Source organism: Achromobacter sp. ACM04 (assembly GCF_014851465.1).
Taxonomy (GTDB): domain Bacteria; phylum Pseudomonadota; class Gammaproteobacteria; order Burkholderiales; family Burkholderiaceae_B; genus Achromobacter; species Achromobacter aegrifaciens.
Map to the genome: position 1 here is coordinate 2,124,381 of NZ_JACUZS010000001.1, position 20,973 is coordinate 2,145,353.

Consider the following 20,973-nt stretch of genomic DNA (forward strand, 5'->3'; position numbering starts at 1 on the left):
AGAGTCAGATTTTGTGCCTAGTGAATACACCTAGCGCGGACAAACGCGTAAACGCCCATAAAATTCCCTGAGCGCCGCACCCGCCCGCACGCAGGCCCAGGCTTGCGCGACGAGGCGATAAGAAAAACGGGAGACAGACATGCAGGAGACCTACGCCTTGCACGAAGGCGCGTTCGGCCGCGCCGTCGTGCTGGAACTGCGCGACGACCTGATCGCGCACGCGCATGCGGAAGTGCAGCTGGCCCTGTGGCTGGGCGGCGCGCGCGTGCTGGGGCATGTCGGCCAGACTCCGGTCCCCTACAGCGAACACCTGGCGCTAGGCACCAATACGTACGAATCGCACGACGCCAGGCTGCTCGAACGGTCGGGCCCGGCCATCTTCCTGGTGCTCTACATCGCCAAGCCCTGGCTGGACGAACGGCGGGCCGCCACGGGGCGGCCATTCCACTTCGCCGCGCCGGGCGTGCCCATCGACGCGGCGGTGCGCCAGGGCTGTTGGCGCTTGCTGGACAAGATCGTGGCGCCGCAGGACCACCCCGGCGCGGACCTGGATGCCGAAGTCGAGGCCTTGCTGCAAGCGGCAATCGAATCGTCGATCGAACCGGAGCGCCCACGCAACCAGATGCCCGCGACGCCGGCGCTGGACCGCCGGCTGCGCGCGGCGATCGCCTACATGCGCGAGCACGCCCATGAACCCATCACGGCCGAAGAAGTCGCCAGCCGCGTGGGCCTGTCGCGCGGCCATTTCTTCGCGCTGTTCCGCGATCAGCTCAACACCACGCCGCAAGTTTTCTGGAGCGCCGTGCGCGTCGAAGAAGCCGTGCGCCTGCTGGTACACCAGGAGCAGCCCCTGACCTCCGTAGCGCTGGACCTGGGCTTCTCCACGCCCGGCAATTTCTCCCGCTTCTTCCGCGAGCACATGGGCGTTTCGCCGTCGCGTTTCAGGCGCGCGGCGACGGGCGCCGCGCAGCATCTGCTGACCGGGGTTTCCTGAGCCGCTGGCCGGCCGGACACTGCCCTGCCCGCGCCTAGGCGGTTGCGGCAGGCGCGCGCAGCCGCAAATCCACGGCGTCCTGGCCCGGACGATCGCGGTTGAAATGCGCCCCGCGGCTTTCACCCCGCGCACTCGCCGCCCGCACGATGAGATCAGCCGCCAGAGCCAGGTTGCGCAGCTCCAGCAGTTCCAGGCTCAAGCCCTCGCGCAACAGCCGCGCTTCCGTCTGTGCTCGCAGCGGACCAATGAAGGCCGCCGCACGCGCCAGCGATGCATCGCTGCGCAGCACGCCCACGTCCCGGCTCATCAGTTGTCGCAGGTCGCGCCGCAGCCGCGCCAGATCGGGCGACGCCGGCACGGCGATTGCGTCGGGTGCCGGAGTTCTGCGGGAAACATCGGCCCGCTTCTGCCCGAGTATGTCTTGCGCCGCAGCCCGCCCCGTCACCACGCATTCCAGCAACGAATTGCTGGCCAGGCGGTTGGCGCCATGCAGCCCGGTGCAGGCGGCCTCGCCCACCGCGTACAGGCCGGGCAGGTTGCTGCGCCCGGCCATGTCGGCGGCGATGCCGCCGCAGGTGTAATGCGCGGCGGGCGCAACCGGGATGGAAGCCGTCGTGATGTCGATGCCCAGCGCCAGGCAGCGCGCCTGGATGGTGGGAAAGTGTTCCCGCAGGAATTGCGGCGATTGGTGGCTGATGTCCAGCTGCACGCATTCCAACCCATGGCGTTCCATTTCGCCCTGGATCGCGCGGGCCACGATGTCGCGCGGCGCCAGTTCGGCGCGCGCATCGTGCGCCGGCATGAAGCGCGCGCCGTTGGGCAGGCGTAGCACACCGCCCTCGCCGCGCACGGCCTCGGAGATGAGGAATCCGCCCGCCTGCGCGTGGTGCAGGCCGGTAGGATGGAATTGCGTGAACTCCATGTTGGCGATCTGGCAGCCCGCGCGCCAGGCCATGGCGATGCCGTCGCCGGTCGCGGCCGGCGGCGCGGTCGTCGTCTGGTATGCCTGCCCCGCGCCGCCCGTGGCCAGCACGACATGGCCGGCCGTTGCGTCGAAGATCCGCCCGCTGCGCAGGTCCAGCAGGCGCACGCCGCGGCAGCGCGCCGCGGCCGTACCCGCGGCGCCGTCCAGAATCAGGTCCACGGCGCAATGCGCCTGCAGCAGCGTGATGCCGGATTGCCGCCGCACTCGGTCCTCCAGCGCCGCGACGATGGCGCTGCCGGTCGCGTCCGCCGCGTGCGCGATGCGGCGCAGGCCGTGCCCGCCTTCGCGCGTCAGATGCAAGCCGCCTTGCTCCAGGGTAAACGCGACGCCCTGCTCCTGCAGCCAGGCGATCGCGCCGCAGGCCCGGGAGATGATGTGCCGCGTGGCCGGCAAGTCGCACAGGCCTGCGCCCGCGACCAGGGTGTCGCTGACATGCGCCTCGATGCTGTCGTCCGCGCCCAGCGGCGCGGCGATGCCGCCCTGGGCGCGGTTGCTGGCGCTGTCACGCAACTCGCCCTTCGACACGAGGGCGACCCGCCTGCGCGGGGCCAGTTCCAGCGCCGCGGCCATGCCGGCCAGCCCGCTGCCGATGATGATGACGTCGAATTCCATGAGCGGACCTCCGGTAGTCCTTAGGCCGGCCCGACGCTGGCGTATAGCGCCGTGTCGCGTGCGAAGTCGCCGCTGGCCTGCACGCGGCGCTTGCGTTGTTCCGCGAAGTCCAGCATGCGGTCGATCGGCGCCTTGGCGCGCAGGCCCAGCGCGGGGTCCAGCGTGATCTCGTTGCGGCCGTGCTCCAGTGTCTCGGCAAGGTTGCCCAAGGCGTTCATCGCCATCCAGGGGCAATGCGCGCAGCTCTTGCAGCTGGCGCTGTTGCCCGCGGTGGGCGCGGCCAGGAAGGTCTTGCCGGGCGCCTGCGCGCGCATCTTGTGCAGGATGCCCTGGTCGGTCGCGACGATCAGCAGCCCGGCGTCGAACTTGCGCGCGGCCTCGATCAGCTGGGTGGTCGAGCCCACCACGTCCGCCTGCGCCAGCACCGCCGCGGGAGATTCCGGATGCGCCAGCACCTTGGCCTGGGGATGCTCGGCGCGCAGCAGCTCCAGTTCGGTGCCCTTGAACTCGTCATGCACCAGGCAGGACCCCTGCCACAGCAGCATGTCGGCGCCGGTCTGGCGTTGCACGTAGTCGCCCAGATGGCGGTCCGGCGCCCAAAGGATTTTCTCGCCGCGCGCATGCAGGTCGGCGATCACGTCGAGCGCGATCGACGAGGTGACGACCCAGTCCGCGCGCGCCTTCACCTCTGCGCTGGTATTGGCGTAGACCACCACCGTCCGGTCCGGATGGGCATCGCACCAGGCGGCGAAATCGGCGGCCGGACAGCCCAGGTCCAACGAGCAGGTGGCGTCCAGGTCCGGCATCAGGATGCGCTTGTCCGGGCTCAGGATCTTGGCGGTCTCGCCCATGAAGCGCACGCCGGCCACCACCAGCGTGCGGGCCTCGTGGTCGCGGCCGAAGCGAGCCATTTCCAGCGAGTCGCCGACGCAGCCGCCGGTCTGTTCGGCCAGCTCCTGCAACTCCGCATCGACGTAATAGTGGGCGACCAGCACGGCGCGTTCACGCGCCAGCAGTTCGCGTATGCGCGCCACGCAGGCGGCGCGTTCATTGGCTGGCAAGGGTTCGGGCACGCGGGCCCAGGCCTGGCCGACGGCGCTGGGGCAGCTAGTCGTGGCAGGCAGATCGAATTCGACGTACCGGCGGTTGGGGGTGTCCATGGACGCGTCTCCTCGCGAAATATTATGCTCATGTTGAGCATTTAATGGTCAAAAAAAGAGCACGGTTTATGCTAGTGTTGAGCATAAACCGTGTCAATGTCTCTTTTGTTACGCCGCCGCGCGCCTGCGCCGCGGCCCGTCAGGCTTCAGATGAAGATCGAGCCGCGCAGGTACAACGCCGCCTGGCCGCTGATGATCACCCGGCCGTTATCCAGCACCTCGCATTGCAACTGGCCCTTGCGCGCCCCGCCCTGCTGCGCGCTCAGGCTGCGCTTGCCCAGGCGCTGGGCCCAGTACGGCGCCAGCGAGGTGTGCGCCGATCCAGTCACCGGATCCTCGTTCACGCCCACCCGCGGCCCGAACCAGCGCGTCACGAAATCGAATTGCGCCGACGGCGCCGTCACCGCCACGCCGCGCGTCTCGAAAGCCGCCAGCGCGGCGAAGTCCGGCTTCAAGGCATCGATCCGCGTTTCATCGTCGATCACCACCAGATAGTCGTCCGTCTTGTAGAACGCCTGCGCGCCCGGCAGGCCCAGCGCCTGCAGCAGACCCGGCGGGATCTCCTGCGCTTCGGGCCGCTTGGCCGGAAAATCCATCGCCAGCCGGTCGCTTGCACGGCGCACCTGCAGTTCGCCGCTGCGCGTGGCAAAGCGCAGCACGTCTTCCGTTGCGCCCAGCTGTTCGAACAGCACCCAGGCCGACGCCAGCGTGGCATGGCCGCACAGGTCCACCTCCACCGCGGGCGTGAACCAGCGCAGCTCGTAGACATCGCCCTTGCGCACGAAGTAGGCGGTTTCGGACAGGTTGTTTTCTTCCGCGATGCGTTGCAGCGTTTCGTCCGGCAGCCATGCCTGCAGCGGCACGACCGCCGCCGGATTGCCGCCAAAGGGCGCGGCGGTGAAAGCGTCTACCTGATAGATGTCGAGTTGCGGCATGGCGGATCCTGGTTGATGGCTGAGGTTACGCGTCGGAACGCAAGCCGGCATTTTCCTATGAAAACGCCGGCTCCGGCCGTGGCGGCCCGCCCGCTACACCGTCCGCACGAACAGGCCGCGCAGCTTGCTCCAGAAATCCCCGCCCAGCACGAAGAAGCTGGCGATCAGCATGATGTCTCCGACCAGCTGGGCCTGCCACAGATTGGGCCGCAGGCCCGGCCACATTTCGTCGATGTAGGGTTCCAGCACCGAGGTCAGGATGGGCAGGAAGAACATGACCAGGCCGATGGCATGGCGCACGGGGCCGACCTTCTGCACGGGCGCCAGCTTCTTGGCATGGCCGAACACGATGGACTTCAGCCGCTGAAAGCCTTCCTTGCCCATGACGGCGATGCAGCTCAGCAGCAGCACCTTGTTGGCGATGAAGATGGTGCCGGTCAGCGCGGCGATGCGCGGGCCTGGCACGTCCAGGTAGCCTGCCACCGGGATGAGGAACCACAGGGCGAAGGCGATGATGAACAAACCTATCCCGCATTTGAAGCGCCAGCCCGCTGCGGGCGCGGGTTGGACCGGTTCGTCTGGCAATGGCATGGCTGCCTCCTGGTCAAGCGTTTGAAGGGACTGCGGTTGAAGGATTCGCTCCAGGCTTCGGGCTGCCCGACGCCCGCGATTCGAGCAGGCGCAGCATCAGGCAGGCGTAGAGCGTGACGCCGATGAACAAGCCCACGCGCACCGCGAACGCGGTATAGACGTCCTTGCCGGCGGCGCTGTCCTGCACCGACTGGCCCAGCAGGATGATGAGCGTCACCAGCGTGTTCAGCCAGAAGCTGGGCGGATGGCGGGTCGGACTCAGCCGGTAGAGCTTGCGCGCGGCGATGAGGCCGAACAGCAGCATCCAGAGAAAGAACATCCAGAGGTTCACGAACAGGCTGAGGGCGCACCAGAAAGCCACTGCCAGCGCGCCGCCCAGCAGGGTCGAGCCCAGCAGTTCGCGGGCCGCGCCCTGCGCGGCGGTGACGCAGCTCTGCCGCCCCAGGCTGACCGATTTCAGGATGATGGGCATGTAGCCCAGCGGGTCGGTCAGCGCCAGCAGGAACGCCGGCATCACAACGAGCGAGGCGCGCAAGGCCAGGCGGCTGGCCTGGTCGGGCGGCAGCACGGGCGCCGCCGGCGGCGCGGGCGCGGCCGCCGGCTCGGGAAACAGCAGGTGGCAGCCGCCCAACACCAGGACCGCGACCAGCAACCCTTTGCCCAGCGCCTCGATCACCAGGGAAGCCAAGGCGAAGTCGACGGTGCCGGCGGCGGAGATCATGGTCAGCCCGATGATGAGGAAGGTCGACAACAAGCCATTGCCGCCGCGCAGCCCGTGGCGAAAAGCGAAAAAAAGGCAAAGGGCGATGAGCAGCACGCCGCTCAAGGGGTAGTAGCGCAGCAAGGGACTCAGCAGCAATCCGATCGCGGTGGTAAGAAGCGCCATCAGCATCAGGCCCAGCCCGCTCCTGAACGAGAGGGGCCGGTTCATCGACGCCAGCAACATGACGCCCAGCACCGGCGCGACCATGGCGATGGGCAGGTCCAGGCCATAGCTGATGGCCGTGCAGAAAGCCGCGCCCGCGCCCACACGCAGCGCGCGGCGTCCGCGAGGATCGGGATCAGTACGCATAGGAAAGCCAGCTCATCAGCCGCATGTACGCGCGGCCCAGCAGGTTGAGCGGATTGCCGGAGCTGGGAAACGCCATGACCTCGGCCTGGCCGCCCACGCGCACGCCGCTCAAGGCCGGCAGGTCGTCGCGATCGAATTCCACGATCACGGGAAAGCGCTGCGCGGGCCGCAGCCAGTCGCGGCTGTTCTGCACCGTGGGCAAGGCGCCGGGCGGCGTGCCCGGTCCCACATTGACGCCATACCCGACGCTGCGCACGCGGCCCTTGAAGATCTGCCCGGGCAGCGCGTCCAGGATGATGGACACCGGCGTGCCGGGCTCTACGTGGCCCAGGTTGTTCTCGGTCATTTCAGCGCTGATCCAGACGTCGTGGATCGCGATCAGCGTCATGACGGGGTTGCCGGCGGCCGCGAACTGCCCGGTGTCGGTGCGCAGGTCGGTGATCAGGCCCGCCGAACGCGCCCGCACCTGCGTGTTGGCCAGGTCCAGCTCGGCCTTTTCCAGGGCAGCGGCGGCGCTGCGCAGCTTGGCGTTGTCTTCCTCGCTGCCGCCTTCCTGTTCGCGCGCGCGCTGCACCTCGGCGCGCGCGGCCGCGACCTGGCTGATGGCCTGCGTCAGATTCGCCCGCGCGATTTCCAGCCGCCGCAGCGATACGGTGCCCTGGTCCTCGCGGTACAGCCGTTCGAGCCGCGTGCTGTCCTGGCGGGCCTTCAGCTCATTGGCCTGCGCCGCGCGCAAGGAAGCCTGTGCCGAATCGATGCCCGCCGTGCCGGCGCCGATCTGCCGGCGCGTGGACTCCAGGTCGGCGCGGGCGCGATCCACGGCGATGCGGTAGTGCTCCGGGTCGACGTCGAACAGCGCCGCGCCGGCCTCGACATCCTGGTTGTTGCGCACGTACACCCGGGTCACGCGCCCCGATACCTCGGAAGCCACCGGCACGACAAAGGCCTGCACCCGCGCCTGCTGCGTGTAAGGCGTATAGCGGTCGGCCAGCAGATACCAGGCCAGGCTCAGCACGATGAACAGAACCGTCCATCGGACGCCCTTTTTCGCGGGATCCGGCGCGGGGGCTGCGGCGGGCTGGGACGGCGAGTCACTCATCGGGTCGCACCTTTTGCGCGGACAGGGCAGTTGGGGAAGCAGGCGCCGGCTCGGATAGCAGATCGCCCCAATCGGTACGCTGCCGCATCTGTTCGCGGGTCGCCGGGTCGAGCACCGGTTCCGCGCTATACCAGCCGCCACCCATCGCCTTGTACAGCGCGATGAGATCGCTTACGGCGCCGCCCCGGTTCACGACGTAGGCGTCCTGCTGGACGGCCAGTGCCTGCTGCGCGTCCAGCACCCGCTGGAAATCGGTATAGCCTTCGCGGTAGAGCGCGTTGGCCAGCGTGAGCGAACGCCCCGCGGCCTGCGCCGACTGTTGCAGGATGCCGTCGCGCTCCAGCGCCTTGATCAGGCCGCTGGCCGCGTCGTCGGCTTCGCGCGCCGCCTGCCGGACGTCGTCCTGGTAGGCCACGATCAGTTGCTGCAGGCGGGCATCCTGCACCCGCACATTGTTCTGCAGGCGGCCGTGGTCGAATACGTTCCAGCTGAGGACCGGGCCGGCCAGCAGCGCCGCGCCGCCCGCCGTGCCCGCCAGCGAGGTGGCGGACCAGGCGATGCTGCCCAGCAGGGTCAGCGAAGGATAGAGGTCCGCCGCGGCCACCCCCACCTGTGCCGACTGTGCGGCGATACGCAGTTCGGCTGCGCGGATGTCGGGACGGCGCAGCAGCAGGTTGGCGGGCACGTCCTGCAGCACGGCGCGGTCGATCAGCGGCACCTCCGCCGTCTTGTTGTCCAGTTCCGGCATGGGTCCGGGCGGCCGGCCGACCAGGACCGCCAGGGCGTTGCGGGTCCGCATGATCTGGCTTTCGAATTCGGGAATGGTGCCCAGCGTGCTCAGGTACTGCGTGCGGGCCTGCTGCAGGTCCAGTTCGTCGGTCTCGCCGCTGCGGAACAGCTTTTGCGTGATCTCGTAGCTGCGCTTCTGGATGGCGGCATTGTCGCGGGCGATCCGCAGCCGCGCCTCGGCGGTGCGCAGCGCGTAGTAGCTTTCGGCCACCTGGGCGTGCAGCAGCACCAGCACGTCGTCGCGATTGGCCTGGGCCTCGAAGTACAGGGCGTCGGCCGACTCGATGGCGCGGCTGAACCGGCCCCAGAAGTCCAGCTCCCAGCCTATGTCGAATCCGGCGCTGTATTGCCAGAAGCTGCTGGGGCGCGGATTGCCTTCGGCCGAGCGCGAGGACCGGTGCTGATACAGGGCATTGGCCCCGATCACTTGGGATTGCGGGTAGCGTCCGCTTTGGGCGATGCCCAGCTGCGCGCGCGCTTCCATGATGCGCAGGCCGGCGATGCGCAGGCCCGCGTTGTTGGCATCGGCCTGGGCGATCAGGGCTTCCAGGACGGGGTCGCCGAAAATCTGCCACCACTGCCGGGCATCCGGCTGCTGTTGCTGGAGGCTGGCCTGCTGCAGCGCGGGAGTGCTCCAGTCCGCGACCCAGCTGGTGCGCTGGGGCTCGAAGTCCGGCCCCACACGCATGCAGCCGCCCAGGCAGAGCATGCCGATCAGCAACAGCCGATTCAAACAGATCAGCGGCGACATCGGTTATCGGGTCCGTGTAGAGCCTGACCGCCATGGTCCACGACGCAGCTCCGACCTTGCCGGAGCGCTGTGCGCGAATTGATTCTATTGGCCTTTTCCGCTTCTCGCCAGAGGATAGTTTCGACGCAAGCACTAAATAAAACGAACTGCTCCTACCTGCCTGTGTACAAGGGGCAACGGTCGGCGCTAAAGTGAAAAATTCCAACGTTCCGACCGTTTCCCCGCAGCATATTCTGGAGTGCCATCATGAACGCTCAGAAGAAGGCAGCAGCAGAGGACAAGCAGCCGGCGCAAGCCAAGCTTTCGGGAAAGCAATACGCCGAGGAACTGGCCCGGCTGCACGTGGAGCTGGTCAAGCTCCAGGAATGGGTCAGCCAGACGGGCGCCAAGGTCTGCATCATTTTCGAAGGACGCGACGGCGCCGGCAAAGGCGGAACGATCAAGGCGATCACGGAGCGGGTCAGCCCGCGCGTCTTCCGCGTGATCGCCCTGCCCGCCCCTTCGGACCGCGAGAAAACCCAGATGTACATGCAGCGCTACCTGCCTTACCTGCCGGCGGCGGGCGAGGTCGTGATCTTCGACCGCAGTTGGTACAACCGGGCCGGCGTCGAACGGGTAATGGGGTTCTGCTCCAAGGACGACGTCAAGATCTTCCTGAAAGGCGTGCCGCTGGTCGAACGGGCCATCGTGGGCTCGGGCATCATCCTGCTCAAGTATTGGCTGGAGGTCAGCGAAGAAGAACAGACCCGCCGGCTCCAGGCCCGCATCAACGACGAGCGCAAGATCTGGAAGCTGACCAAAATGGACCTGGATTCGTACAGCCGCTGGTACGACTACTCGCGCGCCCGCGACGACATGTTCGCGGCCACCGATACCGGCGTGGCGCCCTGGTATGTTGCGCAATCCGACGACAAGAAAAAGGTGCGCCTGAACATCATCAGCCACCTGCTCGCCCGCATCCCGTACAAGCGCATGCCGCGGGCCAAGGTGAAGCTGCCCAAGCGGCAGAAAGCCGGCGGCTACCGCGACCCGGGACATCCCTTGCGCATGGTCCCCGCCAAATTCTGAGCGGTGCGCCTCTGACGCCCGCAGGCTTCCAAGGAGAACGCTCATGGCCGCCCTGCTGATCAACCATGTGGAAGAAAGCACCTCCGACGAGGACATCCGCGGTTTTCTCATGAAATACGGCTTTCCATCCTGCGACCGCATCCAGCGGGTGCCTAGCGAGGGCGAACGGCCCGCGGTCCTGGTGACGTTCGATGGCGCCGGGCCCGAGGAGCTGCGCGCGCTGGCGCCCCGCATACACCAGGTGTTCTGGAAGAACCATACGATCGCCGTGCTGGTGATGCGCGAGCCCATCGAATAAAGGTCCGCATCGGCCCGGCCAATCGTGACCAGATGTGCCGTTTAAGGGTTTCCCCCAGGATTTCGGTTGTCGATTTCCGGTCAACTCGTACGTCGTGTCAGTACGCACAACTTTCCTGAAAGGCGGACTTACCATGACTACCGGAACCGTAACCCTGCATCGCGTCATGCGCGCGCCGGCCGAACGCATCTATCGGGCCTTCCTGGAACCCGACGCGATCGCGCGCTGGCTCCCTCCTTACGGCTACACCTGCCAGGTCCATCAACTGGATGCAAAGGTCGGCGGCATGCACAAGATGTCGTTCCGCAACTTCGGCACGGGCCACAGCCATGACTTCGGCGGCGAGTACCTGGAATTGTCGCCGGGCCAGAAGATCCGGTACTCGGACCAGTTCGACGATCCGAACCTGCCCGGCCGCATGCAGACCACCGTTACGCTGCGGCAGGTCGCCTGCGGCACGGAGGTAAGCATCGTGCAGGAAGGCATACCGGCGGCGATACCGCCGGAGATGTGCTACCTGGGCTGGCAGGAGTCGCTGGCGCAGCTGATGCGGCTGGTCGAACCGGAGATTCCCGATTGAGGAGTGGGCCTGGCCGCCCTCACGTCTTTCTGGCGATGAACTGCACCACGCATGCCGGACCCGTGTGGAATATGCCTTCGACCACGTCGCGTTCGATTTCCTGCGAAAGCAGCACCTGGCAATTCGGGAAGTCCTGCTCCAGGTCCTCGCGCGCCATGAGCATGTCCGCATCTGGAGGCCCGCCCGTGCCGCGACCCAACTGCGCTTTCCGGTATGCCTCCAGCAGGATGATGCCGCCTGGCCGCAGGGAGCGTTCCGCCAGGCGGTGCAGCCTCCTGCGCACGTGGCTGGGCATGTGGGCGAAGATCGACACCACCGCGCCGAAGGATGCCGGCGGCGGCTCGTACCCGGCGAAGTCCGCCGTTTCGGTGCGGATCGATACGCCCTTCGCCCCCGCCAGCCTGCGCGCCTTGGCGAGTCCAACGGCGGAGCCGTCCACACCAAGCACGTCCAGGCCCAGCGAGGCCAGGAAGACGGCGTTGCGCCCCTCTCCCTCGGCCAGGCTGAGCACCGGCCCGGACAGCAAGCCGGCGTTTTCCGCCAGGAAAGCGTTCGGCTCGGTTCCATACACGTATTCGTCGACGGCGTAGCGTTCATCCCACATATGCTTGAACTCCCAGGTTGTTGGTCACGGCTCAGGGCAAGGGAACACTCCCGTCCATCTCGTGCCGGAATGCAGATAGTCTTTCACTTCAAGTCGACTTGAGGTCAAGCGAAAGGAGCCCACGCATGGCAGAAAAATCCACGGCGAAATCCGTGAAGGCCACCAAGAATGCAGGTTCGCAACCCGTCCTGCTGTCCGGCGGCAATCCGCAGATCGCCAAGGGCGCGGGCGACGCGCCGGTGCAGGCCTATATCGCGGCCATGCCTGGCTGGAAGAGCGATCTCGGACGCCGCCTGGACACCTTGATCGAGCGCGCAGCGCCCGGCGTGCAGAAGGCGGTCAAGTGGAATTCGCCGCTGTATGGCATGGACGGCCAGGCCTGGTTCCTGAGCATCCATTGCTTTACCAAGTACGTGAAGGTGGCGTTCTTTCGCGGCGCGCAGCTGCGGCCCGTGCCGCCCGGACCGTCCAAGAGCCAGGACACGCGCTATCTGGATATCCGTGAGGACGATGAGCTGGACGAAGCGCAGTTCATGGACTGGGTGCAGCAGGCCAGCGCGCTGCCCGGCGAGCGGATGTAGGCGCGGCCCCAGGCATTCAGCCCCCTTGGGCCGCGACGCTAGCGCCGCGCCCGGCGCGTTTTCCCGGAGACGGCCTGCGGCGCGGCCGCGCCCGACAGCAGGTCCTGCACCAGCTCGATGACCCGCTCGGCGGTCGGGGACAGGGTACGGCGCGCGCGGTGGATGACGCTGTAGGTCAGCGGGCCGGCGGCGGGATAGGACAGCGGCAAGGGCTCCAGCACACCCTGCGCAAGTTCGGACGCGATAGCCTCGCGCGTGCAGAACAGCACCACGTCGCTGCCCAGCGCCACCTCGCGCAACGTCGCGACGCTATCGCATTCGAAGGCGATGGGCAGGTCTTCCGGCCGTGCCACCTGATACAGCCGGGCCAGGTACTCGCGCGCCCGCAGCGGCAGGTCGGTGGCGGCCAGCCGGTACTGCGCCAGCGCGGCGCGCAGGCGCGGCTTGCCCAGGCCCTGCAGCGGATGGCCGGCGCGCGTGAACAGGCCGCCATGCTGCGGAGGCAAGGGCCGCACCGCAAAGTCGTCGGGCGGCGGCAGGCTGTGCGTCACGGCCACCGCGAAATCCAGCTTGTCCTGCAGCAGCTTGTCCAGCAGGCGCTGCCAGCTTTCGATCTCGACGTGCACGCTCAGGCCCGGATGCTCGCGCGCGATGCGCACCAGCAGCGGCGACAGGAATCCGGCCGCCGGAAACGCCCCCACGCCCAGGTTCACCCGGCCGGTGTCGTGGCCGCGGATCAACTCGGCTTCGCGCCGCAGGTCGCGGGTTTCTGCCAGGATGCGCTGCGCGCGCTCCAGCACCATGCGCCCGGCCTGCGTGGGCGTGACGCCCGTGGACGCCCGGTCCACCAGCACCAGGCCCAGCGAGTCCTCCAGCGACTGGATGCTGCGCGTCAGCGCGGACTGCGTCAGATGCAGCCGCTGCGCCGCGCGGGAGTAGTGTTTTTCCTCGACGAGCACGGCGTAGTGCTGGAGCGACCGTATTGTGAGGCTCATGTATTTTTCTCATCAATATTGCGCCAAATATGCATTTGATTGAGCGCAAAGGCAAGACTACAAAAGACTTGCAGCGACGGAAGATTGCAGCGCCGGCGCCCTGTGGTGAACCTCATTCCAGAGCAATGCCAGACATTGCCTACCCCCAGGAGGAGACAAGATGAACCGCAAGTCGTTCTTGAAGCTGTTGGGTAGCGGCGGGGCTGCCATGCTGGGCGCCCTGGCCTGTCTTTCGGCGGCCGCCGCCCCCGTCACCCAGGCGCCGCCCTGGCCTGGCGGCGGCAAGCCCATCCGCCTGGTAGTGCCGTTTCCGGCCGGGTCCGGGTCCGACGCGCTGGCGCGCATGCTGGCGATGAAGGTCACCCAACGCACCGGGGCGCCGGTCATCGTCGACAACAAGCCCGGCGCGGGCACGATGATAGGCGCGCAGGAAGTGGCGCGCGCCAACCCCGATGGCTACACCCTGCTCTACACCATCGTCGTCACGCACACGCAGAATCCGCATCTGTACAAGAAGCTGCCCTACGACCCTGTCAAGGACTTCACTCCGGTCATCCAGGTGGTGCGCTCGGCCACCGTGCTGGTCGCCAACAAGGACGCGCCCTTTTCGACCACGGCGCAGATGATCGACTACGCGCGGGCCAATCCTGGCAAGCTGAACTTCGCTTCCTACAGCCCGGGGTCCACCTCGCATCTGAACGGCGAAATACTCAAGCAGCAGACCGGCATCGACATCGTGCACGTGCCCTACAAGGGCACGGCCGACGCCAGCCGCGCGCTGCTGGCGGGCGAGGTCCAGGTCTACTTCGACGGCACGGCCACCGCCGTGGAAAACGCGCGCGCCGGCAAGGTCAAGCTGCTGGGCCCGGCCACCGACCGCCGCCTGAGCGTGCTGCCGGACCTGCCCACCCTGAAGGAGCAAGGCATACCCGGGCTGGACATCGTCGGCTGGCAAGGCATCTTCGGCCCCGGCGACATGCCGCCCGCGCTGGCCGAGCGCGTGGCCCAGGTGTTCCGCGAGGCGCTGGACTCGCCCGACGTAACCCAGAGCATCGTGTCCCAGGGCAATGAAGTCAGCGGCGCGGGTCCCAAGGAGTTCGCGCAGATCGTCCAGCAGGACAGCGAACGCTGGGGCGCGGTGATCAAGCGCATCGGCCTGGTCCTCCAGTAACCGCGGCACGTATCGAAAGGAGAGCGCAATGCATGATCTGGTCATACGCGGCGGCACCATCGTCGATGGATCGGGACGGCCCCGCTACCAGGCGGACCTGGCGATCGAGGACGGACGCGTGGTCCAGGCCGAAGGCCGGGCCGGCGCGGCGCGCCGCGAGATCCGCGCCGACGGCTGCCTGGTGGCCCCGGGCTGGGTGGACATCCACACCCACTACGACGGCCAGGCCACCTGGGACCCGTATCTCAGCCCTTCCACCTGGCACGGCGTCACCACGGCCATCATGGGCAACTGCGGCGTGGGCTTCGCCCCCGTCAAACCCGAACGGCGCGAATGGCTGATCAAGGTCATGGAGGGCGTCGAGGACATACCCGGCTCGGTGCTTTCCGAAGGCATCCAGTGGGATTGGGAGACCTTTCCCGAATACCTGGACGCGCTGGACCGCCGCCCCAAGGCCCTGGACGTGGGCGCACAGATCCCGCACAGCGCGGTGCGCGCCTACGTGATGGGCGAACGCGCCATCCACCACGACGAGGCCTCGCCCAGCGACCTGATCGCCATGCGCGAAGTGGTGCGCGAAGCGCTGACCGCCGGCGCGGTGGGCTTCTCCACCTCGCGCACCTTCCTGCACAAGTACGACGAACGCAAGTATCCGCCCGGCACCTTCGCCACCGGCGAGGAGATCACCGCCCTGGGCTCGGTCATGGGCGAAGTCGGGCATGGCGTGTTCCAGATGACCGCCAACCATCCCGCCATGGAAGGCGAAATGCCGTGGCTGGAGCAGCTGGCGCGCCACAACCGCCTGCCCGTGCTGTTCAACCTGCAGCAGACCGACGCCGCGCCCGACGTCTGGAAGCAGATCGCCGGCAGCCTGGACCGCGCGCACCGCGCAGGCGTGCCGCTGCTGGCAGGCATCAGCGGACGTCCGCTGGGCATCCTGTTTTCGTGGCAGAGCACGCTGCACCCGTTCATCGCGCATCCCAGCTATCAGGCGCTGCATGCCCTGCCGCTGGCGGAAAAGCTGGCCCGCCTGCGCGACCCCGCCACGCGCAGCCGCATCATGAACGAACAGCGCGGCCTTCTGGACCGCCGCGCTGAAACGCTGTTCAGCAGCTTCCACAAGATCTTCCGCCTGGGCAGCGATCCCGACTACGAACCGCTGCCCGAGGAAAGCGTGGCCGCAATGGCGCAACGCAGCGGCCGCGCGCCGCTGGAGATCGTCTATGACCTGATGCTGGAGAACGAGGGCCAGGCGATCCTCTACTACCCGTCCTTCAACTATTCGTACGAGAACCTGGACCACCTGCACCAGCTGATGCAGCAGCCCTACACGGTCAACAGCCTGTCCGACGGCGGCGCGCATTGCGGCTACATCTGCGACGTGAGCATGCCCACCTTCATGCTCAGCCACTGGACCCGCGACCGCCGCCGCGGCCCGCTGCTGGAACTGGAGCATGTGGTCAAGCGCCAGACGCGCGACACCGCCAGCGTGTACGGGCTGCTGGACCGCGGCCTGCTGCAGCCCGGCTACAAGGCCGACGTCAACATCATCGATCCCGATGCGGTGCGCGTGCACTGCCCGGAGATGGTGTTCGACCTGCCGGGCGGCGGCCGCCGTTTGATCCAGCGCGCCGACGGCTACGTGGCCACGCTGGTCAATGGCCTGCCGATCTTCGAAGGCGGCGCGGCCACCGGCGAACTGCCGGGCAAGCTGCTGCGCGGAGCGCGCAGCCAGCAGGCTTGAAAGACGCGAAGCCGGCCCGCGCCGCGCGCCAGTCTCAGGCGCGCGGTCGGTCCGGCGTGTACTGCCCCAACAGCCCGGCGACCCAATCGATGAACACGCGCAGCTTGGCGCTCACGTGCCGGTTGGGCGGAAACGCCACGTACATCGGCATGGAATCCAGGCGCCAGTCCTGGAACAGCGGCACCAGCTCGCCGCTGTCGACGTGGGCGCGTGACATGTAGTCCGGCAACCACAGCACGCCCAGCCCGGCCAGGCCGGCCGCCAGATAGGCGTTGCCGTCGTCGACCGCCAGCACATAGCGCCCGTGCACCTTGAGGCTTTCGCCGCCGCGGCGCATGGCGTAGGGCAAAGCCTTGCCGTTGCGCGCCCACAGAAAGCCCACGATACGGTGATGCGTGTCCTCCAGCTCGCGCGGATGCGCGGGCGTGCCTGCGCGCTTCAGGTACTCCGGCGCCGCGTACACGCCAAGCAGCAAGTCGCCCACGCGCCGTGCCATCAGCGACTGGTCGGTGAGTTCGCCGCCGCGCACCACGCAGTCGACGTTCTCGCCGATCAGATCGACGATCCGGTCGCTCACGCCCATGTCCAGCTGGATGTCGGGATATTGCGCATGGAACGCCGGCAAGGCCGGCACCAGGATCATGCGCGCCAGCGGGCTGGGCACGTCCACGCGCAAACGCCCCCGCGGCACCGCCGACGCCCCGGACAGGCTGGTCTCGGCATCGTCCATGTCGGCCAGCAGCCTCAGCACGCGCTCATAGTAGGCGGCGCCGTCGGCGGTCACGTTGACCTTGCGGGTGGTGCGGTTCAGCAGCTTGACGCGCAAGCGCGCCTCCAACTGCTGCACCAGTTGCGTCACGCTGGTCTTGCTCATGTGCAAGGTCTCGGCCGCCTTGGTGAAGCTGCCGGTTTCCACCACGCGGGCGAAGGCCTGCATCGCGTCGAAACGGTCCATCTCTGCTCCCGCTCTTCCTGATTATTTGGATTCTACAAACAGTGATGGACGGACTTGCCCGTTTATCGCGGCAACGGGGGCACCTAAAGTGCCTACATCGTCAATCCCGGGCCGGATGCGGCCCATAGATGGAGATAGCCATGACCCAACGCGACGTTGTTTTCCCCCCGGGGCGTCACGCCTTGTATGAGCGCGACCGCTATTCACCCGCAATTCGTTCCAATGGATTCCTGTTCGTCTCGGGACAGGTGGGCAGCCGCGAGGACGGCACGCCCGAGCCCGACCTGCAGGAGCATGTGCGGCTTGCGTTCCGCAATCTGCAAGCCATCCTGGCGGCGGCCGGCAGCAGCTTCGATGACGTGGTCGACGTGACCGTGTTCATGGTCGATCCGGCATCCAGGTTCGAGACGATCTGGCAGGTGGTGCCGGAATTCTGGGGCGTGGCGCCGTACCCGGCGCTGACCGCGGTGGGCGTGACCTGGCTCAACGGCTTCGACTTCGAGATCAAGGTGATCGCGAAACTGCCGCGGACGGCCGAGGACTGATCCGGGCCGCCGCGCTCACACCACGCCGACCCGGATCACGCCGGCTATGGTCTGCGCCGCCTGCTGCAAGGCGGGAACCATGTCGGCTTCCAGCCGATTGCCTTCCACTTCCGGAGCGGCCACCGATATCCCCACCGACAGCAGGCGCGAGCCGGCCTGCGGCACGGGCACGGCCACCGACACCTGGTTGCTGTCCGGATAGTCGAACCGGGTCCACTGCCCCGGCCCCAGGCGCAAGCCGCCGGCCAACGCGCTCGCCGGCGGCAGCACGCTGCCCACGCGCAGGTTCATCACCACCAGGCGGCGGCGCTCGGCCGGCGCCATGGCGCGGCCGATGATGATCACGCCTTCGGGGTTGGCCTCGCCCAGGTTGGACGTGCCTGAATAGGCGTCGGCCAGGTTCTGCAGGATCTCCTGCACGGCGTCCGTCACTCCCAGGCTCTCCATGGCCGCGAACCCCAGCTCGAAAACCAGCGGCGTAAGCCGCCAGCGGCTGTCTTCGCGCGCCGCGTAGCCCTCTTCTTCCAGCGTCTGCAGAAACCGCAGCACGGTCGCGTGCGGCAGGTCGACCGCGCGCGCAAGTTCGGCCAGCGTGGGTCGGCCGTTGCCGCGGAAGGCCCGCATGATGGATAGACACCGCTGAATCGATCTATTATTCTTCAATCGTTCACCTGATAAACGTATTGATCACTAGGTGAACAATACACATAAACGATGCTCCCGGCAAGACCGGCGAGCCCGGGAAGGAGACATAGCTATGAAACGCATCGCACTCGCCTTGGCGGCGGGTCTCGTGTTCTGTACGGGATCCGCCGCAGCGCAAGCAAGCTGGCCCGCGCAGCCGGTCAAATGGGTCGTGCCCTACCCGCCGGGCGGATCGACCGACATGCTGGCCCGCTTGGTCAGCCACAAGCTCGGCGAACGGTTGGGCCAGCCAGTCATCGTCGAGAACAAGGCGGGGGCCGGCGGCAACATAGGCACCGATTTCGCGGTCAAGCAGCCGGCCGACGGCTACACCATCGTGATGGGCAATATCGGCCCCATTTCCATCAACCCCGCCCTCTACCCGGACCTGCCCTACAAGCCGCAGCGGGACCTGGCGCCCGTCACGATGCTGATGAGCGTGCCCAACCTGCTGGTGGTCAATCCCGCGTTGCCGGTGCGTTCGGTGCAGGAACTGATCGCCTACGCGAAGAAATCGAAAGCGCCGCTGGACTACGCCACCCCCGGCGCGGGCACCTCGCTGCACCTGGCGGGCGAATTGTTCGCCGCGTCGGCGGGCGTGCGCCTGACCCACGTGCCCTACCGCGGCAGCGCGCCGGGCCTGAACGACACCGTGGCGGGCCACGTGCCGATGATGTTCGACAACATGCCCTCGGCGCTGCAACTGGTGAAGGCCGGCAAGCTGCGCGCGCTGGCGATCACCAGCACGGCGCGCTCGCCGCAGCTGCCCGACGTGCCGACGATGGCCGAGGCAGGCCTGCCGGGCTACGAGATCGCCGGATGGTTCGGCGTGCTGGCGCCTGCCGCCACGCCCAAGCCCATCATCGAACGCCTGAACAAGGAACTGCTGGCCGTGCTGGCCATGCCCGACGTGCGCGAACAGATAGGCGCCATGGGCGGCATCATTTCGGCCGAAGGGCCGGCGGACTTCGGCCGCTACATCGCGGCGGAAACCGACAAGTGGGGCGCGCTGGTGAGCAAGGCGCAGATCAAGCTTCAATAGGCAAGGAGACAAGCATGACCACGTATCGCCATCTGGAAACCCAACCGATAGCCGGCGCGCTGGGCGCCGAGATCCGCGGCATCGACCTGTCGCGGCCGCTATCGGACGATCAGTTCGACGAAGTGCGCAACGCACTGCACGAGCACCTGGTGGTGTTCTTCCGCGACCAGCAGTTGACGCCGCAGCAGCACATCGATTTCAGCTCGCGCTTCGGCGAGCTGCTGGAAGTGCCCTTCGTGCGGGCGCTGGAAGGACACCCGACCATCCTGCCCGTGATGAAAGGCCGCGCGGAAACCACCCGGCGCCTGTTCGGCGGCCTGTGGCACACGGACATGAGCTATGCCGAAGAGCCGCCGCTGGGCTCGGCGCTATACGGCCGCGTCATTCCGCCCTACGGCGGCGACACCATGTGGGCGAACATGTACCGCGCCTACGACGCGCTGTCGGACCGGCTGAAGCAGATACTGGACGGGCTGGGCGCTGTGCACAGCGCGGTGCGCTCCTATGGCGCGGGTGGCGCGGTGGTGAACAACGGCGACCCGGCCCACAAGATGGACGTGCGCACCGACGACCGCGCCGCCAGCGAAGTGGTCCACCCCGTGGTGCGCGTGCACCCGGCCACCGGCAAAAAGGCGCTGTATGTGAACAGCACCTATACATTGCGCTTTGACGGCATGACCCAGGAAGAAAGCGAACCCCTGCTGCAGTTCCTGTACCGCCACGCGGCGCGGCCGGAGTTCACCTGCCGCTTCCGCTGGGCGCCGGGCTCGCTGGCGCTTTGGGACAACCGCTGCACCCAGCACCTGGCCATGAACGACTATGACGGCTTCGACCGCGAGATGCACCGCACCACGATCTCGGGCGACCGGCCGATCGCGGTCGCGCGCTGAACGGTCGGGCCGGTCAGGCGGGATGACTCAACGCGGCGGCTTCAGCGGCAAGAGCCGCCGGTAGCCCGCCGGCAGCGGCTGTGCGGCGTGCTCCGTGACGGTGCGCGCCAGCCGCTGCGCCAACTCCGGCGGAAACGGCTTGGCGCGCCGCGTTTCCAGATCCACATGCAGCGACAGCTGCTCCATGGTGGCCGCGACGTAACCGTCGCGGGTCTGCATCAGCTCCATCAGACACAGCAGGCGCTTGTCGTCCGCTTCCAGCAGCCGGATGCGCAACGCGAGCGGATCGCCCGCCAGCACTTCACGCAGATAAGCCACGTGCACGTTCATCGTGTAGATGCCGCAGCGCGTGGCCTCGGTGTAGTCCAGCCCCACCCCGACCTCGCGCAGCAACTGGAAGCCGACGCGGTCGAAGATGCCCACGTAATGGGCGGCATTCATGTGGCCGTACTCGTCGATCCAGGCGGGATCCACGCTCAGGGTCGTGGACGGAAGGGCTGATGTCATGGTTTCCTCGGCGGCGGGGTTGTAATCAGCCCATGACCTTAGCCGACGTCCGCTGGCGGATCAACGTCTGCGTCGTCGCGGCGGAAGGTCCGCCGAAGGTGGTCCGTCCTGTGCGCCGCGCGCCAGCCGGCCATCGCCCATCGAACTACTTCTTTGCGCCAGCCGGCGCCGGCCAGACGGCCGATGCATCGCTGCGCCGCCGGAACAATAGTCCATACGTGCACGGTCACCTTGCCGATAGGCGAACGGCGTCATATCCCGCACCCTGGCGGACAGGCGTAAATAGACAAGTTCGCGTCTTGATTCTCAAGGCGACGCTGA

Annotated in this window: 22 protein-coding genes; 10 read left to right on the plus strand and 12 right to left on the minus strand. The window is 67.4% G+C overall.

Annotated features, from left to right (window positions below; genetic code table 11):
- Positions 1-139: 139 nt before the first annotated feature.
- Positions 140-994: a helix-turn-helix domain-containing protein gene (locus IB259_RS09875; RefSeq protein WP_054452761.1), complete on the plus strand. Its 855-nt coding sequence runs from the start codon at positions 140-142 to the stop codon at positions 992-994.
- 34 nt (positions 995-1,028) lie between these two features.
- Here the strand turns inward: IB259_RS09875 and nadB are convergent, their stop codons facing one another.
- The 7 genes from nadB to IB259_RS09910 form a co-directional block, all read right to left on the minus strand.
- Complete coding sequence (gene nadB / locus IB259_RS09880; RefSeq protein WP_192328704.1) at positions 1,029-2,591, minus strand: L-aspartate oxidase; 1,563 nt, start codon at positions 2,589-2,591, stop codon at positions 1,029-1,031.
- 20 nt (positions 2,592-2,611) lie between these two features.
- Positions 2,612-3,751, minus strand: coding sequence for a quinolinate synthase NadA (gene nadA, locus IB259_RS09885; RefSeq protein ID WP_125470548.1), 1,140 nt, complete (start codon positions 3,749-3,751; stop codon positions 2,612-2,614).
- Positions 3,752-3,897: 146 nt separating this feature from the next.
- Positions 3,898-4,686: a PhzF family phenazine biosynthesis protein gene (locus tag IB259_RS09890; RefSeq protein ID WP_119449959.1), complete on the minus strand. Its 789-nt coding sequence runs from the start codon at positions 4,684-4,686 to the stop codon at positions 3,898-3,900.
- Between the two features lie 93 nt (positions 4,687-4,779).
- Positions 4,780-5,277, minus strand: coding sequence for a transporter suffix domain-containing protein (locus tag IB259_RS09895; protein ID WP_119449960.1), 498 nt, complete (start codon positions 5,275-5,277; stop codon positions 4,780-4,782).
- A gap of 13 nt (positions 5,278-5,290) precedes the next feature.
- Positions 5,291-6,349: a DUF2955 domain-containing protein gene (locus IB259_RS09900; protein ID WP_192328707.1), complete on the minus strand. Its 1,059-nt coding sequence runs from the start codon at positions 6,347-6,349 to the stop codon at positions 5,291-5,293.
- The gene (locus IB259_RS09905) at positions 6,339-7,448 is read right to left on the minus strand and encodes an HlyD family secretion protein (RefSeq protein ID WP_054452774.1); all 1,110 of its coding nucleotides are present in this window, start codon (positions 7,446-7,448) and stop codon (positions 6,339-6,341) included. The genes IB259_RS09900 and IB259_RS09905 overlap by 11 nt, the downstream gene beginning before the upstream one ends.
- On the minus strand, positions 7,441-8,988 hold the full coding sequence (locus IB259_RS09910) for an efflux transporter outer membrane subunit (protein ID WP_054452776.1): 1,548 nt from the start codon (positions 8,986-8,988) through the stop codon (positions 7,441-7,443). The genes IB259_RS09905 and IB259_RS09910 overlap by 8 nt, the downstream gene beginning before the upstream one ends.
- Positions 8,989-9,234: 246 nt before the next feature.
- Between IB259_RS09910 and ppk2 the strand changes: the two genes are divergently transcribed.
- The 3 genes from ppk2 to IB259_RS09925 all read left to right on the plus strand — a co-directional run bounded on the left by ppk2 (position 9,235) and on the right by IB259_RS09925 (position 10,934).
- Positions 9,235-10,056, plus strand: coding sequence for a polyphosphate kinase 2 (gene ppk2, locus IB259_RS09915; RefSeq protein WP_119449962.1), 822 nt, complete (start codon positions 9,235-9,237; stop codon positions 10,054-10,056).
- Between the two features lie 43 nt (positions 10,057-10,099).
- Positions 10,100-10,354: a hypothetical protein gene (locus tag IB259_RS09920; protein ID WP_054452780.1), complete on the plus strand. Its 255-nt coding sequence runs from the start codon at positions 10,100-10,102 to the stop codon at positions 10,352-10,354.
- Positions 10,355-10,487: 133 nt separating this feature from the next.
- Positions 10,488-10,934, plus strand: coding sequence for an SRPBCC family protein (locus tag IB259_RS09925; protein WP_054452782.1), 447 nt, complete (start codon positions 10,488-10,490; stop codon positions 10,932-10,934).
- Positions 10,935-10,953: 19 nt separating this feature from the next.
- Here the strand turns inward: IB259_RS09925 and IB259_RS09930 are convergent, their stop codons facing one another.
- Positions 10,954-11,538 (minus strand): cyclopropane-fatty-acyl-phospholipid synthase family protein, encoded by a 585-nt coding sequence (locus IB259_RS09930; RefSeq protein ID WP_119449963.1) that lies wholly within the window; start codon positions 11,536-11,538, stop codon positions 10,954-10,956.
- 125 nt (positions 11,539-11,663) lie between these two features.
- Here IB259_RS09930 and IB259_RS09935 point away from each other — a divergent pair, with 125 nt between their 5' ends.
- Complete coding sequence (locus IB259_RS09935) at positions 11,664-12,119, plus strand: DUF1801 domain-containing protein (RefSeq protein WP_192328710.1); 456 nt, start codon at positions 11,664-11,666, stop codon at positions 12,117-12,119.
- A gap of 38 nt (positions 12,120-12,157) precedes the next feature.
- Here IB259_RS09935 and IB259_RS09940 read toward each other — a convergent pair whose 3' ends face one another.
- Positions 12,158-13,114: a LysR family transcriptional regulator gene (locus tag IB259_RS09940; protein WP_175181809.1), complete on the minus strand. Its 957-nt coding sequence runs from the start codon at positions 13,112-13,114 to the stop codon at positions 12,158-12,160.
- Positions 13,115-13,274: 160 nt separating this feature from the next.
- Here IB259_RS09940 and IB259_RS09945 point away from each other — a divergent pair, with 160 nt between their 5' ends.
- Together IB259_RS09945 and IB259_RS09950 are read left to right on the plus strand one after the other, a co-directional pair.
- The gene (locus IB259_RS09945) at positions 13,275-14,285 is read left to right on the plus strand and encodes a tripartite tricarboxylate transporter substrate binding protein (protein ID WP_119449964.1); all 1,011 of its coding nucleotides are present in this window, start codon (positions 13,275-13,277) and stop codon (positions 14,283-14,285) included.
- 28 nt (positions 14,286-14,313) lie between these two features.
- Positions 14,314-16,029 (plus strand): amidohydrolase family protein, encoded by a 1,716-nt coding sequence (locus IB259_RS09950; RefSeq protein WP_119449965.1) that lies wholly within the window; start codon positions 14,314-14,316, stop codon positions 16,027-16,029.
- Positions 16,030-16,063: 34 nt separating this feature from the next.
- Here the strand turns inward: IB259_RS09950 and IB259_RS09955 are convergent, their stop codons facing one another.
- On the minus strand, positions 16,064-16,984 hold the full coding sequence (locus tag IB259_RS09955) for a LysR family transcriptional regulator (RefSeq protein ID WP_192328713.1): 921 nt from the start codon (positions 16,982-16,984) through the stop codon (positions 16,064-16,066).
- A 140-nt stretch (positions 16,985-17,124) separates the two neighbouring features.
- On the opposite strand from IB259_RS09955, the gene IB259_RS09960 reads away from it, so the two are divergent.
- Positions 17,125-17,529: a RidA family protein gene (locus IB259_RS09960; RefSeq protein ID WP_192328717.1), complete on the plus strand. Its 405-nt coding sequence runs from the start codon at positions 17,125-17,127 to the stop codon at positions 17,527-17,529.
- 15 nt (positions 17,530-17,544) lie between these two features.
- On the opposite strand, the gene IB259_RS09965 is transcribed toward IB259_RS09960, so the two are convergent.
- Complete coding sequence (locus tag IB259_RS09965; protein ID WP_225596791.1) at positions 17,545-18,192, minus strand: IclR family transcriptional regulator; 648 nt, start codon at positions 18,190-18,192, stop codon at positions 17,545-17,547.
- A gap of 94 nt (positions 18,193-18,286) precedes the next feature.
- On the opposite strand from IB259_RS09965, the gene IB259_RS09970 reads away from it, so the two are divergent.
- Together IB259_RS09970 and IB259_RS09975 are read left to right on the plus strand one after the other, a co-directional pair.
- Positions 18,287-19,255 (plus strand): tripartite tricarboxylate transporter substrate binding protein, encoded by a 969-nt coding sequence (locus IB259_RS09970; RefSeq protein ID WP_192328723.1) that lies wholly within the window; start codon positions 18,287-18,289, stop codon positions 19,253-19,255.
- A 14-nt stretch (positions 19,256-19,269) separates the two neighbouring features.
- Positions 19,270-20,145 (plus strand): TauD/TfdA family dioxygenase, encoded by an 876-nt coding sequence (locus IB259_RS09975; protein WP_054452803.1) that lies wholly within the window; start codon positions 19,270-19,272, stop codon positions 20,143-20,145.
- Between the two features lie 27 nt (positions 20,146-20,172).
- Here IB259_RS09975 and IB259_RS09980 read toward each other — a convergent pair whose 3' ends face one another.
- Complete coding sequence (locus IB259_RS09980) at positions 20,173-20,652, minus strand: thioesterase family protein (protein WP_119449968.1); 480 nt, start codon at positions 20,650-20,652, stop codon at positions 20,173-20,175.
- Positions 20,653-20,973: the final 321 nt, after the last annotated feature.